The organism is Hyphomonas adhaerens MHS-3 (assembly GCF_000685235.1).
Classification (GTDB): Bacteria; Pseudomonadota; Alphaproteobacteria; order Caulobacterales; family Hyphomonadaceae; genus Hyphomonas; species Hyphomonas adhaerens.
The window spans coordinates 519,733-534,406 of the sequence record NZ_ARYH01000001.1; the positions used below are offsets into that span (position 1 = coordinate 519,733).

The window sequence follows — 14,674 nt, forward strand, 5'->3', positions numbered from 1 at the left end:
TTCGCACCCGCGCCGCTGCACTTTCGCATCGCTACTGGAAGCGACTTGAACGGATGAATTGATTAGAGGGTCGCAACTTCTTCAGCGAAGGCCCAGTCGAGCCACGGCGTCAGCTTGGCCACGTCGGACGGCTCCACCGTGCCGCCGCACCAGATGCGCAGTCCCGGAGGGGCCTTGGCGTAACCAGCCGCGTCGAAGCAGGCGTTTTCCGTTTCGAGACGCTTCATCATCGCTTTCACGAAGGCGCGCTGGCCAGCCTCGTCGAGACCGGCAACCCGCGGATCCACGATCTTGAACGTGACGCCTGTATTGGAGCGTACGCCTGCATCCGGACACAGGAAATCAACCCAATCCGTTTTCGCAACCCAGTCCGCGAGAATGCCGAGGCTCTCGTCGGAACGGCCTTTCAGGGCCTTCCAGCCGCCGAGGGATTCGCACCAGTCGAGCGCCTGCAGATAGTCTTCGACGCAGAGCATGGACGGCGTGTTAATCGTGGCGCCCTGGAACAGGTCCTCGTTCAGCTTGCCGCCCTTGGTCATGCGGAAGATTTTCGGCAGCGGCCGGTCCGGCGTGTAGCTTTCGAGGCGCTTCACGGCATTGGGCGACAGGATCAGCATGCCATGGGCCGCTTCCCCGCCGAGGATCTTCTGCCAGGAATAGGTCACCACATCGAGCTTCTCCCACTCGATGTCCTGCGCGAAGGCGGCCGAAGTCGCATCGCAGATCACGACGCGGTCCGGGTTGGGCTTGATCCAGTCGGCGTTCGGCACGCGGACACCGGATGTGGTGCCGTTCCAGGTGAAGATGATGTCGGCATCGTCGCGCGCCTTTTCGAAAGGCGGCAGCTCGCCATAGTCCCCGACATAGGTGTTGCAGTCCGTGAGCTTCAGCTGCTTGGTCGCGTCGGTGACCCAGTCCTGCCCGAAGCTTTCCCAGGCAAAGACGTCCACAGGCTTCGCGCCCAGCATGGACCACATGCACATCTCCACGGCGCCGGTATCGGATGCGGGCACGATGGCCACGCGATAGCCGTCCGGCAGGCCGAGAATGGTCTTGGTCCGCTCAATCGCCGCTTTCAGCTTCTTCTTCGCATCACCGGAGCGGTGCGAACGGCCGAGTGTGGCAGTGTTCAGTTTTTCAAGGGAAAATCCTGGGCGTTTGGCAGTCGGGCCCGAGGAAAAATGCGGGCATGCTGGCAGCACGCCGGGTTTGGCGACGGTCGTCATCTGTTTGTACTCCTATCCTTACAGATAGGCTGGCACCCGTTGGGGGATGCTGGCCCGCCGCGTCTGTCTCACATTTCGGAGGCGTGCGCAAACGGCATTTCTGTGACGGGATCGGCAGGTGACGTGAAACTTCAACCTGCTAAGCTGCTCAAAAAAGTGGAGGAACACTCGTGAGCATGACCATCCAGCCGCTGACCGGCACCCTTGGCGCTGAAATCCATGGTGTGGATCTCAAGCAGGATTTGTCGAATGCCGAGTTCGATGCGGTGCACCAGGCGTTCCTCGACCACAAGGTGATCGTCCTGCGCGGCCAGCAGGGCCTGACGCCGGACCAGCAAAAGGCCTTCGCCCGCCGCTTCGGCACGCTGAACATCCACCCCTATGTGAAGGGCATGGACGGGCATCCGGAACTGCTCGAAATTATCAAGGAGCCGGACGAGAAGACCAATTTCGGCGGCGGCTGGCATTCCGACATGAGCTTCCTGGAGGAACCCGCCCTCGGCTCCATCCTGCACGCGCTTGAAGTGCCGCCCTATGGCGGGGACACGCTGTTCGCCGACCAGCAGGCCGCCTATGACCGGCTCTCTTCCGGCCTCAAGAAAACGCTGGAAGGCATGACCGCCGTGCACACGGCCAGCAAGGAATACGGCGCCGATGGCTATTCGGCCGCCGTGCGCCAGTCGATGGATGCCAAATCCGCGCCCGATGCACCGGAGTACGAACACCCGGTGATCCGTACCCACCCGGAAACGGGCCGCAAGGGCCTGTTCATCAATCCGGCCTTCACGCTGCGCTTTTCGGGGTGGAGCCGGAAGGAAAGCCGCCCGCTGCTGAATTACCTGTTCGACCTGTCGCGCGAGGAGCGCAACACCTGCCGCGTCCGCTGGCAGGCGGGCGACGTCACCATGTGGGACAATCGCTGCGTCTGGCATTATGCGCTGAATGATTATCACGGCCACCGCCGCCACATGCGCCGGGCCACGATCGATGGCGACCGTCCGCGCTAGACGCGGAATACCAGCTACCCCACGTCCTGACTGGTTGCATTCGCCCGCAACACCTTGGAAAATGTCTGTTTTCGGAGTATGTTCCGCGTTGAAGCAGGTGGGACCAGAGACACTTGTGCGTGCCGGCGGATGCCGCTGACTGACAGCCTCGTCCGCAACTGATCGAGACCACCTCCAAGCCATTGAGCCAACCGGCCCAATCGATCCGTCCACAGAATGGCGGAACGCATAACCTATGGAGGGAACCATGAGAATCAAATTCGGGCAAATCCTTCGCCCCCTGGCTTATGGGGTGGCAGCCGCCACCCTGTGCGGCGGCGCTCTGGCGCAAACCTTTACATTCCAGTCGACCTCGGAAGAACCGACGACGGTCGGCGCCACCACGCCGGAAGGCTCGGTGGCCGGCGCCTACTGGACCGGCGCGTCGACCGTTACCATGGCGGACGGCAGCGTGAACGAAAGTACCTTCACATGCGTCTCCACCAGTCAGCCGCCCCGCGATTCCATCTTCATGGTACACGGCGTGTGCGACGGGACCGGCGCCGACGGTGACTACACCGTCTATTCCGGCTGCAACATCATGGATCCGGAAGCCGGGGAAATGTCCTGTGTTGGCGGCCTGATCGGCAAATCCGGCAACTATGCCGGGCGCCGCGGTGTCCTGACGATCCACTCCAAAGGCGGCGCCTCTGCCGGCACCGGCCAGTGGTTCGAATAGCCATCGGGCGGGACAGGATGAACGCAGATGCGTTCGAATGAAATGTGGCGGCTTTCAACGGATTGGAAGCCGCCGCGTTTTCACTCCACGCCGGCAAAGGGATATGCCGCGCCCCAGGCAATCAGCGCCTGACCGAAGAAATAGAGCCCCCACACGGAAAGTGAGGGGAGCATCCGCTTCGGCGCCCCTTCCGGACGGGCGAAGAGCTGCAGCGACAGGATCATGTCCGAAGCCACGAACATGACGGCCCCCAGCGTCACCAGCACATATTGCGGCTGCAGGCGAAGCGCCGCGGCCCCCATCACGAGAATGATCGCGGTATAGGCAAAGACAGGGTACCGCATCGCGCCGAGCCGGGGCGCCAGCCAGCGGACGAAGACCACGCCGCTCAGGACCAGCGCCAGCTGCGCGGCGAAGTTCAGCAGGCTCCGGTCCGCCTGCGGCAGGCCCCAGAAAAGCGCCACATAGGCGACATGGGCCAGGAAGAAGGCCGCCATGCCCGGCTTCAGCCATTTGTCCTCGCCCGGCTTGTCCACCGCCAGAAAGGCATCCCCTGCCGAAGACAGGGCGAGCCCCGCAACCAGCAGCCATGGTCCGCCCGCCAGATAAGCGAACACGGCCAGCAACGCGGTCGATCCGGTCTTGACCAGAAGGCCGGGCAATCCCCCGCCCTCTCGCCAGCACCAGCCAGCCCAATACAGAACGCCCAACACGATCGCGCCCGCAAGCACGGTGGTTTCCCCAGCCATACGGCAGCCTCCCCTTTTTTATATTTCTAGTCTTCGTTCACCGGCTCCGGCACACGCAATATGCGCCGGGCGGCGGCCCTGTGCGTTTCTTTCACATGCATGCCCACCAGGCCAAGCGCCGTGGCCAGCACGGTGGCATCATCGGTGAAGCCGAGGCCGGTAATGAAGTCGGGCAGCAAATCCATCGGCGTGACAAAATAGGCCACCGCCGCGAACAGCACGGCCTTTGCCCGCGTCGGCGTGTGCGGATCGCGCGCCGCAAACCAGGCCGCCACAAGGTCGTCTGCGAAGGGGATTCGCCCCACCATCCGCATCAGCTTGGGGATCAGCCCGCGCGACGTGCGCTCGTCACGCTCGATCGACTTCGGGATATAGCGCCCGTCCTCGTTCAGGACGGTGTTGATAACTTCCGCTGCGTCAGACATTGCGTCCTCCTGTCAGACCTATAGATCATCTGAAAAGTTGTCAGAAACAAGGGAGGGCCGCGGCCCATGGAACTCAATTCGAATATTTCGGCTGTCATCACCGGTGGCGCCTCCGGACTCGGCGCTGCAACGGCGACGAAACTGGCCAGCTATGGCGTCAAAGTCGCCCTGTTCGACCTGAACGCTGAAAAAGGCGAGGCTCTCGCCAAGGAACTCGGCGGCGTGTTCTGCGAGTGTAACGTGACCGACGAAGCCAGCGTCGACGCTGCTTTTGCGAAATCCCGCGCCGCCATCGGCCAGGAGCGCATCCTGATCAACTGCGCCGGCACCGGCAACGCCATCAAGACGGCCAGCCGCAACAAGGAAACCGGCGAAATCAGCCACTTCCCGCTCGATAAATTCGACCTGATCATCCAGATCAACCTGGTCGGCACCTTCCGCTGCATCGCGAAATCGGCTGCCGGCATGATGACGCTCGACCCGATCGACGGTGAGCGCGGCGCGATCGTGAACACCGCTTCGGTTGCAGCAGAAGACGGCCAGATCGGCCAGGCTGCCTACTCCGCTTCCAAAGGCGGTGTTGTCGGCATGACCCTGCCGATCGCCCGCGACCTCAGCCGTGAGCTGATCCGCGTCAACACGATCCTGCCGGGCATCTTCAACACCCCGCTGCTGCAGGGTGCACCAGAGCCGGTCAAGCAGGCCCTCGGCGCCCAGGTGCCGAACCCGGCCCGCCTCGGCAACCCGGAAGAATACGCCTCGCTGGCCACCGAAATGTGCCGCAATGGCTACTTCAACGGCGAAGACGTCCGCCTCGACGGCGCAATCCGCATGGCGCCGCGCTGATTGACTGCTCGGTGCTGTTCGCGGGCTAAAGCCCGCGGCACCTGCGCCTGCGCGTTGCTTGTGGTGGAGCGCCATCTCACGAGCGAAGCGAAGGCGCAGCGGCCCCGAGCCGGAGGCGAGGGAACAGCCGCGAGCAATGGAAAAACAAGGCCTGCCCCAGGGGGCGGGCCTTATTTCTTTGCCGCAACGGAAGGGGCTGTCAGACGGGCCGGGTGCGCTACAAGGGTTCCGATAACAGATTGGGAGGTCCACCCGTGGAATATGATGACGTAGTGCGTGGCCGGCGCAGTATCCGGGGCTTCCTCGACAAGCCGGTGCCGAAAGCCCTCGTCCGCGAGATCCTCGAAATCGCCATGCGCGCGCCGACCTCGCTGAACTCCCAGCCCTGGAATTTCTATGTCGTCTCCGGCGATGTGCTGGACCGGATCCGCAAGGGCAATGTCGAGCGCAACGTGGCCGGTGTGCCCGACAGCCGCGAATTCCGCATGGGCCCGCCCTATGACGGCGTGCACCGCGAGCGCCAGGTGGAGATCGCCATCCAGTTGTTCCAGGCCATGGGCATCGAGCGCCATGACAAGGAAGCGCGCATGGACTGGGTGCTGCGGGGCTTCCGCCAGTTCGACGCGCCGGTCTCCATCGTGGTGACCTATGACAAGGCCCTCGCAGGCGGCGACATCCCGCCCTTTGATTGTGGCGGCGTCGTCAATGGCATCGTCAATGCCGCGTGGAACCGGGGCCTTGGCTGCGTCATCAATTCCCAGGGCATCATGCAGAGCCCCGTCGTGCGCGAAGAGGCCGGCATCCCGGACGATCAGGTGATCCAGACCTGCGTCGCCATGGGCTGGCCGGACGAGACGTTCCCGGCGAACGCGGTCGTGTCAAAGCGGAAGTCCGTAGACGAAGCGGCCACCTTCCTCGGTTTTGACGACTAGCGCGCAATCTTGGGGACGATCACCCGCTGCACATCCTCGATGACGACATAGGCGCCCGGGTCGGCATTCCGGATGGCTGCCAGCACGCCGACAGCATGACTTTTAGGTACGATTGTCAGCAGGGTTGGCAGCTGTTGGCCTGAAGAGGCCACAGAAATCTGGATTACCCGGACATCAAGTGCCTTGAGTGCATCGAGGATCTGATCGCTCTTATCCTGTGACAAAACGCGGATCTCGACCTTTCCCAGATCAAAGCGACTTTCGATCAGCATACCGATCGATGTGCCAGCCGCATACCCCGAACTGTAGCCGAGCACCGCCCAGATATTGGTAATGCCAGTCAAAACCTGACTGACGGCCAGAATCCAGATAGTTACCTCAAAAAAGCCGAGAATGGCCGCCGGGCGGCGGTGTCCCTTGGCAATCATGATCAGCCGCAACGTGCCTAGCGAGACATCGCATATCCTGAGAATGAAAATCAGGGCGGCCGCTTCCAGCAAGACCACTGAGGGCGCGGTAAATTCCAGCATGATGCAACTCCGTCATGGCGATCCGGCAAGCTTTACGCCTTACCGCATCCTGCGGGAATGGAAACCCGGCTGATATGCCCGGCTAAGCTGGGTCACGTCAGGCCACTTCAGAACGGACGTGTCCAATTAGGCGGCCGCCAATGCGACAACAGCCATCAGCATGAAAATGGCAGACGCTGCCGAGGCGAGTGTGCGGACGGTGTTCCAGAAACTCCACGCCGGGACATAGCGGTGCCAGTAGGCCGCCGCGACGGCACTGTTATAGTTCATCCGGTCGAGGCGTTCGTTCATGGGCACATTGAAGACGACCGTCACACCGAACGTGCCGATCACATAGGTGACCGCTGCCGAGACGATCCAGGTCGTCGCCGTCCCGCTCCCCTGCAGGACGGCCCACACCGCCATAAGGGGCGAGACGATGGCCATGCCGATCAGCAGGACCATGAACAGCGTGCGGAAAACCTTGCGGTTGATCTGCTGCATCGCCTCGATCCCGCCAGCGGGCTGAGTTGCCGCCAGCGACCGCATGACGAAGTCGGAAAAGGTGAGGAACACGCCGGCCACGAGGGCAAATGCGATCACGGAAAATTCGCTGGCAAGCAGCATCCATTGCGGGGTCATATCAGTCTCCATTACAGGGTTTGGTTCGCCAGTCAGCTGGTCAGCCAGGCTGGCTTGTGCAGGTAGGTATTGTCCGAAAGCTGATGGATCAGGAAATCCGCCACGTCGGCGCGGTTGATGTGAAACTTCAGCTTCCGGTCCGGCACGTCAGCTGTGACACCGTGGGCATAGGTGCCGGTGCGGGCGCCATCCCTGTAGGGACCCGGGCGCGCGATGATCCAGTCGAGGCCGGAGGCAGCAATCTCTGCTTCCTGTGCCTCATGATCGGCGAACATGCGTTCCATCATCAGGGGGCCGAGGAAATATTTGTAGAGCCCCGGGATCAGGGGATAGCTGTCCCCTGCCCCGATGGACGAGAGGCTGACCAGCCGATTCACGCGCGCGGCCTTCATCGCCCGGATGATGCTGGCCGTACCGGTGGCCCGGATGCCGCTCTTGTCCAGCAGCGGCGCGCCAAGCGCGCAGACCACGGCATCGGCCCCAGCGACGGTGTGATGGACCGCCTCTTCATCTGTCACGTCGCCCGTAACCTGAGTCAGGCCTTCGGGCAGGCCCGCCAGTTTTCCGGGCGACCGGACAAGCGCCGTGACGGCCATGCCCTTCTCCAGGGCCTGGTTCACGAAATGACGGCCAACACCGCCGGTTGATCCGAAAACAGCAATTCGCATGACGGCCTCCTTTTGCTTGACACCATGTCAATTGACACGGCGTCAAATAGGTGGTCACTTGACACTATGTCAAGCCCGAATCCCGATACCCGCCAAAAAATCCTCCAGGCCGCGGCCGACTTGCTGTCAGAAGGCAGCGGCACAGGCGTGCGCATGTCCGACATCGCAAAGCGTGCCGGGATCAGCCGGCAGGCCGTCTACCTGCACTTCGCCAACCGCGCGGACCTGCTGATCGGCGCGACGTTTTATGTCGATGAATTAAAGGACTCCGACGCACGCCTCGCGCCCAGCCGGGCCGCGAAAACCGGCCGGGAACGCCTTGATGCCTTCATTGAGGCGTGGGCCGGTTACCTGCCTGAAATCTACCCCATCGGCCGGGCGCTCATAGATATGAGCCCCACGGATGAAGAAGCCCGCAGCGCCTGGGCCCAGCGCATGCAGGACATGCGGGAAGGCTGTGAAGCAGCCATCAACGCCCTGAAGCGCGATGGAGACCTCGCCTCCGGCATGCCCGCGCCGCAGGCAACCGACCTCCTCTGGACGCTCTTGCTGCTGCCGAACTGGGAACACCTGACCCAGACCTGTGGCTGGTCGCAGAAGCAGTATCTGAAACACATCACCGCCACCGCCCGGCGCCTGTTTGTCATGGGTGCTTGAGCCCGCCGGCGTTTTGGCGGATGATGCAACTATTGACACTATAAGTGCCGTTACAAGCGGCCGGGGAGGGCATCATGCTGAAGGTCTACGGGCTCAAGGTTTCCTATTTCACGGGCAAGCTGGAAGCCTATCTGCGCTACAAGGAAATCCCGTATGAGTTCTGCCCGATGACGGCCAGGGACTTCATGCGCACCATTCCGGAAAAGACCGGCGCCATGCAGATGCCTGCCGTGGAACTGACGGACGGCCGCTGGATGACCGACACCAGCCCGATGATCGACTGGTTCGAGACCCAGCACCCTGATCCGCCGATCCTGCCGGAAGACCCGGCCCAGGCCTTTCTCTGCCGCCTCATCGAGGATTATGCCGATGAATGGCTCTGGCGTCCGGCCATGCACTATCGCTGGAGCTATCCGCTCTCCTCGAAACTGCTCGCCCGCCAGATCGCCGATGCGATGGGCCGGGACATCAAGGCACCCGGATTTCTCAAACGCCGGCGGACCGAGAAGCGCCAGAAGCATAATTTCGTGGACCGGGACGGCGTCACGCCGGACACCCGCGCGCATGTCGAAGGCAGCTACCTCAAACTCCTCGACATGCTGGAACCCATCTTTCAGGCCCGCCCCTTCCTGCTCGGCGACCGGCCGACGCTGGCCGATATCGGCCTGATGGGGCCCCTCTTCCGGCATTTCGCAATGGACCCTGTGCCCGGCATCATCATGCGGGAAACGGCCTCCGGCGTGATGGCCTGGGTCTACCGCGTCTGGAATGCCCGCGCCTACCGCACCGGCGGTGATCTCGCCAGCGGTATCCCGGACGATCTGCTGCCATTGTTGCGCGAACTGGCGGAGACGCATCTTGAAGCGCTGAATGCCAATGCGCTTGCCTGGCAGGCTGGCGAAGCGCGCCATGGCATGACCCTTCAGGAAACGGCCTACCGGGACATTCAGACCTCCCAGTACCGGGCCTGGTGCCTTGAAATGCTGCAGGCCCGCTATCGCGCTCTGGACGAGACCACCCGCGAGACACTCGATCCCGTCCTGCAGTCCACCGGAATCCTCGAACCGCTGCTGCGCCTGCCGGATGTGGCCAGCCATTACGCCAATGCGGCGCATGCCCCCTTCGGCAAATCCCTTCCCGTGTTTGCAGAGATCCGGAACGGATAGCCTCCCTCGCGGCAGGTTCCGTTAGGAGAGTGCTGGCGCAGCCGGACTCCGGGCGTATAAATGTGCCGGAAATATTAGAAGAGGAACGCGTGACATGGCAGACGCATATATCGTAGCAGCAAAACGTACCGCCGGCGGCCGCCGCGGCGGCGCCCTCGCCGAATGGCATCCGGGCGATCTCGGCGCGCAGGTCCTGAACGCGCTCGTGGACGAAACCGGCGTCGACCCGGCCGCCATCGAGGACGTGATCATGGGCTGCGTCTCGCAGGCCGGTGAGCAGGCCGCCCAGATCGGCCGCACGGCTGTCCTGGCGTCGAAACTGCCCCAGTCCGTTCCGGCCGTCACGATCGACCGCCAGTGCGGCTCCTCGCAGCAGAGCCTCCAGTTCGCGGCCCAGGCCGTGATGTCCGGCACGCAGGACCTTGTCATCGCCGCCGGCGTCGAAAGCATGACCCGCTGCCCGATGGGTATCAACGCGCGTGCCGGCAAGCTGTTCGAAGTGCCGACCGATCCGACGCCGCAATCGGTGAAAGAGAAGTTCGGCATCAAGCAGTTCAGCCAGTTCGTTGGTGCCGAGATGATCGCCAAGAAGCATGGCCACACCAAGGAACAGCTCGACGCCTTCTCGGTCGAAAGCCACAAGCGCGGCGCTGAGGCCACCAAGGCCGGGGCCTTCAAGGACGAGATCGTCGCCCTGAAGGGCCGCGACCCGGAAGGCAATGAAGTGATGCACGACAAGGATGAAGGCATCCGCTACGACGCCTCGATGGAAGGCATGGCGAAGCTGAAGATCCTGATGGATGACGGCATCATGACCGCCGCCAATGCCAGCCAGATCTGCGACGGCTCCTCCGGCGTCATGGTTGCCTCCGAGGCTGCCATCAAGGCGCACAACCTCACCCCGCTGGCCCGCATCCACAATCTCACCGTCACCGCCGGTGACCCGGTAATCATGCTGGAAGAGCCGCTTTTCGCCACCGACCGCGCCCTGCAGCGCGCCGGCATGAAAATGTCCGACATCGACCTGTACGAAGTGAACGAAGCCTTCGCGCCGGTTCCGATTGCGTGGCTGAAGCATCACGGGGCCGACCCGGCGAAGCTGAACGTCAATGGCGGCGCCATCGCGCTCGGCCACCCGCTCGGCGCCTCCGGCACCAAGCTGATGACCACGCTGATCTACGCCCTGCGCGCACGCGGCAAGAAGTATGGCCTGCAGACCATGTGTGAAGGCGGCGGCATCGCCAACGTCACCATCATCGAAGCCCTGTAAACCAGGCCTTCAAGTTGAATGGGCAAACGCCGGACCTTCACAGGTCCGGCGTTTTTTTGGTATCAGCCCGCACGGTCCAGCAGCGCTTCGGCGATCTGCACCGCGTTCAGCGCGGCGCCCTTGCGCAGATTGTCACCGACCACGAACAGGACGAGCCCGTTGTCCAGCGCGCTGTCCTTGCGGATACGCCCGACGCTGACATTGTCCTTGCCCGTCATCTCCAGCGGATTCGGCACAGCGTCCACCTGAACCCCCGGCGCTTTCGCCAGCATGGCTTCCGCCTCTTCAGCCGAGACAGGCCGTTCGAACTCCGCATGGAGCGACAGGCTGTGCCCGGTCATCACCGGCACGCGCACGCAGGTGCCGGAGACTTTCAGGTCCGGCAGCCCCATGATCTTGCGGCTCTCGTCACGCAGTTTCAGTTCTTCGTCCGTGTAGCCGTCTTCCCCCAGAACATAGTTCATCGGCACGACGTTGAAGGCGAGCGGCACGGCCCATTTCTGCGGCGCGGGGAAGTCCACCGCCGCCGGATTGTCTGCGAGGCCGGCCATGTCGCCGGCAGCCGCCGCAGCGACCTGCTGGGTCAGTTCTTCCGACCCGGCCACCCCTGCCCCGGACGCGGCCTGATAGGTGGAGGCGAACAGGCGCGTCAGGCCCCAGGCGTCATGCAGGGGTTTCAGCACGGGCATGGCCGCCATGGTCGTGCAGTTCGGGTTCGCGATGATGCCTTTCGGAATATCCGCCAGCGCATCGGCGTTCACTTCCGGCACCACCAGCGGCACGTCGGGGTCCTTCCGCCAGGCGGAGGAATTGTCGATCACCAGCGCGCCTGCTTCGGCAAATTTCGGTGCGTACACGCGCGAGGTTTCCCCGCCTGCCGAGAAGAACACAATGTCCAGCCCGGAGAGATCCGCCGCCGCGACGTCCTCCACCACAATATCCGTGCCGCGGAACGGGACGGTCTTTCCCGCCGACCGGGCCGAGGCGAACAGGCGCAGCGAGGCGAGCGGAAAGTCCCGCTCTTCCAGCAGCGTGCGCATCAGGCTGCCGACAAGGCCTGTGGCGCCGACAACGCCGACGCGGGGGGGACTGGATCGTGAAAAACGGGGTGACATGGCATTCTCCGGTTTGGAGCCTTTGGAGCGGGAGAGCCGTTGTCAGGAAATGGCCGTCCCGCGCCTTGGCGGGACGTTGGTGAGGGTGGCTGGTTTCAGATCGCACACACCCGCAACGTCCCGCGAAGGCGGGTCGTCTTTGGGGTAATAATGATCTGTGTCTTCAGCATGGCGCGCTGAATAATCCGCCACGCAGCGGAAGTAAAGTGCACTCACGCCGCACCGCCGCGCGCGACGAATGCCGCGGGTTACCCCCCTCTGAGGATCAGCACGGAGCAGTTGGCGTGCAGCGCCGTCTGTGAGGCGTGCGAGCCGAACAAATGGTCGGTCAGGCGGGGATGGTGCGTCGCCATGACGACAAAATCCACGCCGTGCTTTGCGATCACCTTCTGGATCGTCTCGTTCACCGCCTCATGGCTTTCGAACAGGGGCGTGATGGCGTGGCCGAGCCGTTCGGCTTCCTCCGCCACGAAGGCGTCGAATTCCGGCTTGCGGGCTTCCGGCATTTCCGTGAGGTGCGTCCCCAGCGGATTGGTGACCGTGAGAATCGACACGTTCGCCCCGGCCGGACCGGCCAGGTACACCGCAGACTCTATGGCCAATCGGGACGCCTCCTTGTGGCGCATGTCGACGGGCACCAGAATTTGCGTGATGGGAAAGGGCGGCGTGGTCTGTTCGGTCATGTAAATCTCCTCACCGCCAGCCTAACGGGTCTGGCCACCTTTGTCAGGCGGATGGCCTGCCGCACCGGGGCAGGCCTGCTATGCTCCCGGAAAACGAATCCCAAGGGGGGAAATCCATGAAGACGCTGATCCCATTCATCCTGCTCATTTGCGGCCTCGGGCTGGCAGCATTCGTCTGGTACGGTAACAAGCGCGCATCGGAAAAATCTGATGAGGAACGGGTGCTGGAGGCGGTGCTCGAGCAGCAGGAACAAGCCCGTGCGGCGCAGGCCCGCGCAGAAAGCCTGATGTCAGACATCCTCGCCGCGCCGGCCGCCTGCGACGGCCTGACGACCGGAACCGTCTTCCGTCTCTGCGAAATGGAACCGGACGTGGGCGAAGACTGGCCGGACCTGATGGCCACCACCTCCCCGAAAGAACGCGCCTGCCTTCTGGACAGTTTCCACCAGACGAACCGGCACGCCTTTGAGATCCGCAACGAGACTTATAACGGCGTCGACCCGGACAGTAACCGGATGGGCCGCTTCATGTCAGACCTCTGCACCGCCGCCCTGTGGACCGACGGCATCGACTATGGCGACACGGACAAACCGCTCAGCGATCTGATCGCGGGTTTCTATGCCGACCGGGCCACCTCGCGGGTCAAACCGGCGCAGTCATACTAGCCCCTGCCCGCCTCAGAGCCGTTCCAGCACATAGACCGTGGCGCCGGCGTTTTCGCCATGCGCCGCAAGGTGCGGGCCGTATTCTTCAAAGCGGACGGCAACCTCGCCGCTGGCGATGCTGCGCTTCAGGCGGCCGCCATAGTCGTCCATCGCCATGCTCTGGTCATTCAGGGAAAAGGCCAGCAGGTCACCGGGGGCAAGGATCGCGAGCAGGTCGTCATAGACCGACGCAGGTGCCCCTCCGACGCTGATCACGCCAATCGCCGTCACCGCCCGGTAGTCCCCCGGCTTGACCGGCAGGGGCACGGACGGGTCCGTTTCCCACAGCTTGTTATAGATGCCCTTGTTTCGCGCCACGGCGAGCATTTCGCCGGACAGGTCCGTGCCGTCGATCTGCGTGAAGCCCGCCTCCGCCAGGGCTGCGCCCGACAGACCGGTGCCGCATCCGAAGTCCAGGATCGGCGCGTCCTTGTCCGGCAGGACAGCTGCAAGCGCTTCGGCGACGCGCCGCGGCGTGGCGTAGCCGGTTTTCAGGATGTCCTGATCGTATTTGCCCGCCCATGCATTGTAGAGGTCGCGCATCCCGTCATTGCCGGAAACGCGGTAAACTTTGTCGAGGAAATTATCGGTCATGGGAGGAACATACCGGAGCGACGGTGCCCAAGTCCATGTGACCAGAGCGAACAGCGCACCGCCCTGTGGCCTGATCCAATTCTCCGGACGCACAATGCGGCACACCTTTTGGTTGATCTGCATTCATGCTAAAGTGTTTTCGGGAATAAGGTGGGAGACAAATCCAATGTGCAAAATACCTATGGTGACCGTTTGCATCACACTTTTTGCCGCCTGTGCGCCTGGCGCGCCAGTAGCAAAGGGGGAACATACCGTGCCGATCGGCGAAGTCTGCGGAGGATTCACTGAAGCAACGTGTGAAGGTGACGGCGTTACAGCGTATTGCAAACCCATTCCGGGCTCTGATGATATGTCCGGCATCTGCACGCCAATTGACGAGGCAGAAGATAACGCCAACACAACCCCAGCGCTGATCGATCCTGATGACGGAAGCATTGACGTCGTTGTTCAGTACGGCATCCATTTCCCTTACACCTCGACATGCGGCGGCAAGAACGCTCCGCAAATGTGTGAGAATTCTGACGACGTTTGCCTCCTTCCAATCGGTTTCTGTGGTTCAACAGACAGTGGTGGACACTGTTTCACGAAGCCGGACGCCTGTACTGAAGAGATCGCCCCGGTGTGCGGTTGTGACGGCAAGACATACACAAATGCATGCGAAGCCCTCCAGGCTGAAACCAGCATTAGCTACATGGGCGAATGTGGATCGACGGAATAACGGCTCAAACAAAAAACTGGAACCAACCATCGTCTTGGCGCCGAC

The 14,674-nt window shown here is 62.7% G+C and carries 18 protein-coding genes; 9 read left to right on the forward strand and 9 right to left on the reverse strand.

Translation table 11 applies throughout. The annotated features are described in order from the left end of the window. Positions 1-62: 62 nt before the first annotated feature. The gene (locus tag HAD_RS02460) at positions 63-1,226 is read right to left on the reverse strand and encodes a phosphoserine transaminase (RefSeq protein ID WP_035569236.1); all 1,164 of its coding nucleotides are present in this window, start codon (positions 1,224-1,226) and stop codon (positions 63-65) included. Positions 1,227-1,402: 176 nt separating this feature from the next. Between HAD_RS02460 and HAD_RS02465 the strand changes: the two genes are divergently transcribed. Further along, on the forward strand, positions 1,403-2,233 hold the full coding sequence (locus HAD_RS02465) for a TauD/TfdA dioxygenase family protein (RefSeq protein WP_035569238.1): 831 nt from the start codon (positions 1,403-1,405) through the stop codon (positions 2,231-2,233). A gap of 247 nt (positions 2,234-2,480) precedes the next feature. Next, on the forward strand, positions 2,481-2,951 hold the full coding sequence (locus HAD_RS02470; RefSeq protein ID WP_156942135.1) for a hypothetical protein: 471 nt from the start codon (positions 2,481-2,483) through the stop codon (positions 2,949-2,951). Between the two features lie 80 nt (positions 2,952-3,031). Here HAD_RS02470 and HAD_RS02475 read toward each other — a convergent pair whose 3' ends face one another. Both HAD_RS02475 and HAD_RS02480 read right to left on the reverse strand, forming a co-directional pair. Beyond that, the gene (locus HAD_RS02475; protein ID WP_051595866.1) at positions 3,032-3,700 is read right to left on the reverse strand and encodes a lysoplasmalogenase; all 669 of its coding nucleotides are present in this window, start codon (positions 3,698-3,700) and stop codon (positions 3,032-3,034) included. Between the two features lie 26 nt (positions 3,701-3,726). Then, entirely contained in the window at positions 3,727-4,125 is a 399-nt protein-coding gene (locus HAD_RS02480) for a YkvA family protein (RefSeq protein WP_035569242.1), read from the reverse strand. Between the two features lie 66 nt (positions 4,126-4,191). Between HAD_RS02480 and HAD_RS02485 the strand changes: the two genes are divergently transcribed. Together HAD_RS02485 and HAD_RS02490 are read left to right on the forward strand one after the other, a co-directional pair. Continuing rightward, on the forward strand, positions 4,192-4,971 hold the full coding sequence (locus tag HAD_RS02485; protein ID WP_035569244.1) for an SDR family NAD(P)-dependent oxidoreductase: 780 nt from the start codon (positions 4,192-4,194) through the stop codon (positions 4,969-4,971). 254 nt (positions 4,972-5,225) lie between these two features. After that, the gene (locus HAD_RS02490) at positions 5,226-5,903 is read left to right on the forward strand and encodes a nitroreductase (protein WP_035569246.1); all 678 of its coding nucleotides are present in this window, start codon (positions 5,226-5,228) and stop codon (positions 5,901-5,903) included. On the opposite strand, the gene HAD_RS02495 is transcribed toward HAD_RS02490, so the two are convergent. The 3 genes from HAD_RS02495 to HAD_RS02505 form a co-directional block, all read right to left on the reverse strand. Continuing rightward, the gene (locus HAD_RS02495; protein ID WP_035569248.1) at positions 5,900-6,433 is read right to left on the reverse strand and encodes a DUF2179 domain-containing protein; all 534 of its coding nucleotides are present in this window, start codon (positions 6,431-6,433) and stop codon (positions 5,900-5,902) included. The genes HAD_RS02490 and HAD_RS02495 overlap by 4 nt on opposite strands. Before the next feature lie 126 nt (positions 6,434-6,559). Then, the gene (locus HAD_RS02500; RefSeq protein ID WP_051596207.1) at positions 6,560-7,054 is read right to left on the reverse strand and encodes an anthrone oxygenase family protein; all 495 of its coding nucleotides are present in this window, start codon (positions 7,052-7,054) and stop codon (positions 6,560-6,562) included. A 32-nt stretch (positions 7,055-7,086) separates the two neighbouring features. Then, on the reverse strand, positions 7,087-7,722 hold the full coding sequence (locus HAD_RS02505; protein ID WP_035569250.1) for an NAD(P)-dependent oxidoreductase: 636 nt from the start codon (positions 7,720-7,722) through the stop codon (positions 7,087-7,089). Positions 7,723-7,788: 66 nt separating this feature from the next. Here HAD_RS02505 and HAD_RS02510 point away from each other — a divergent pair, with 66 nt between their 5' ends. The 3 genes from HAD_RS02510 (at position 7,789) to HAD_RS02520 (ending at position 10,815) form a co-directional block, all read left to right on the forward strand. Continuing rightward, positions 7,789-8,379, forward strand: a complete 591-nt coding sequence (locus tag HAD_RS02510) for a TetR/AcrR family transcriptional regulator (protein WP_035569252.1) — start codon at positions 7,789-7,791, stop codon at positions 8,377-8,379. Between the two features lie 74 nt (positions 8,380-8,453). Then, on the forward strand, positions 8,454-9,545 hold the full coding sequence (locus HAD_RS02515; RefSeq protein WP_051595867.1) for a glutathione S-transferase family protein: 1,092 nt from the start codon (positions 8,454-8,456) through the stop codon (positions 9,543-9,545). A 94-nt stretch (positions 9,546-9,639) separates the two neighbouring features. After that, positions 9,640-10,815, forward strand: coding sequence for an acetyl-CoA C-acetyltransferase (locus tag HAD_RS02520; RefSeq protein ID WP_035569254.1), 1,176 nt, complete (start codon positions 9,640-9,642; stop codon positions 10,813-10,815). Between the two features lie 62 nt (positions 10,816-10,877). Here HAD_RS02520 and HAD_RS02525 read toward each other — a convergent pair whose 3' ends face one another. Beyond that, on the reverse strand, positions 10,878-11,930 hold the full coding sequence (locus tag HAD_RS02525) for an aspartate-semialdehyde dehydrogenase (protein WP_035569256.1): 1,053 nt from the start codon (positions 11,928-11,930) through the stop codon (positions 10,878-10,880). 248 nt (positions 11,931-12,178) lie between these two features. Further along, positions 12,179-12,613 (reverse strand): universal stress protein, encoded by a 435-nt coding sequence (locus tag HAD_RS02530; RefSeq protein ID WP_035569258.1) that lies wholly within the window; start codon positions 12,611-12,613, stop codon positions 12,179-12,181. 116 nt (positions 12,614-12,729) lie between these two features. Between HAD_RS02530 and HAD_RS02535 the strand changes: the two genes are divergently transcribed. After that, positions 12,730-13,278 carry a hypothetical protein gene (locus HAD_RS02535; RefSeq protein ID WP_156942136.1) on the forward strand — a complete coding sequence of 183 codons (549 nt, stop codon included), beginning with the start codon at positions 12,730-12,732 and terminating at the stop codon, positions 13,276-13,278. A 12-nt stretch (positions 13,279-13,290) separates the two neighbouring features. On the opposite strand, the gene HAD_RS02540 is transcribed toward HAD_RS02535, so the two are convergent. Continuing rightward, positions 13,291-13,911: a class I SAM-dependent DNA methyltransferase gene (locus HAD_RS02540; RefSeq protein ID WP_035571493.1), complete on the reverse strand. Its 621-nt coding sequence runs from the start codon at positions 13,909-13,911 to the stop codon at positions 13,291-13,293. 166 nt (positions 13,912-14,077) lie between these two features. Here HAD_RS02540 and HAD_RS18515 point away from each other — a divergent pair, with 166 nt between their 5' ends. After that, positions 14,078-14,629 carry a Kazal-type serine protease inhibitor domain-containing protein gene (locus HAD_RS18515; RefSeq protein ID WP_206741239.1) on the forward strand — a complete coding sequence of 184 codons (552 nt, stop codon included), beginning with the start codon at positions 14,078-14,080 and terminating at the stop codon, positions 14,627-14,629. The last annotated feature ends 45 nt before the right edge of the window (positions 14,630-14,674 follow it).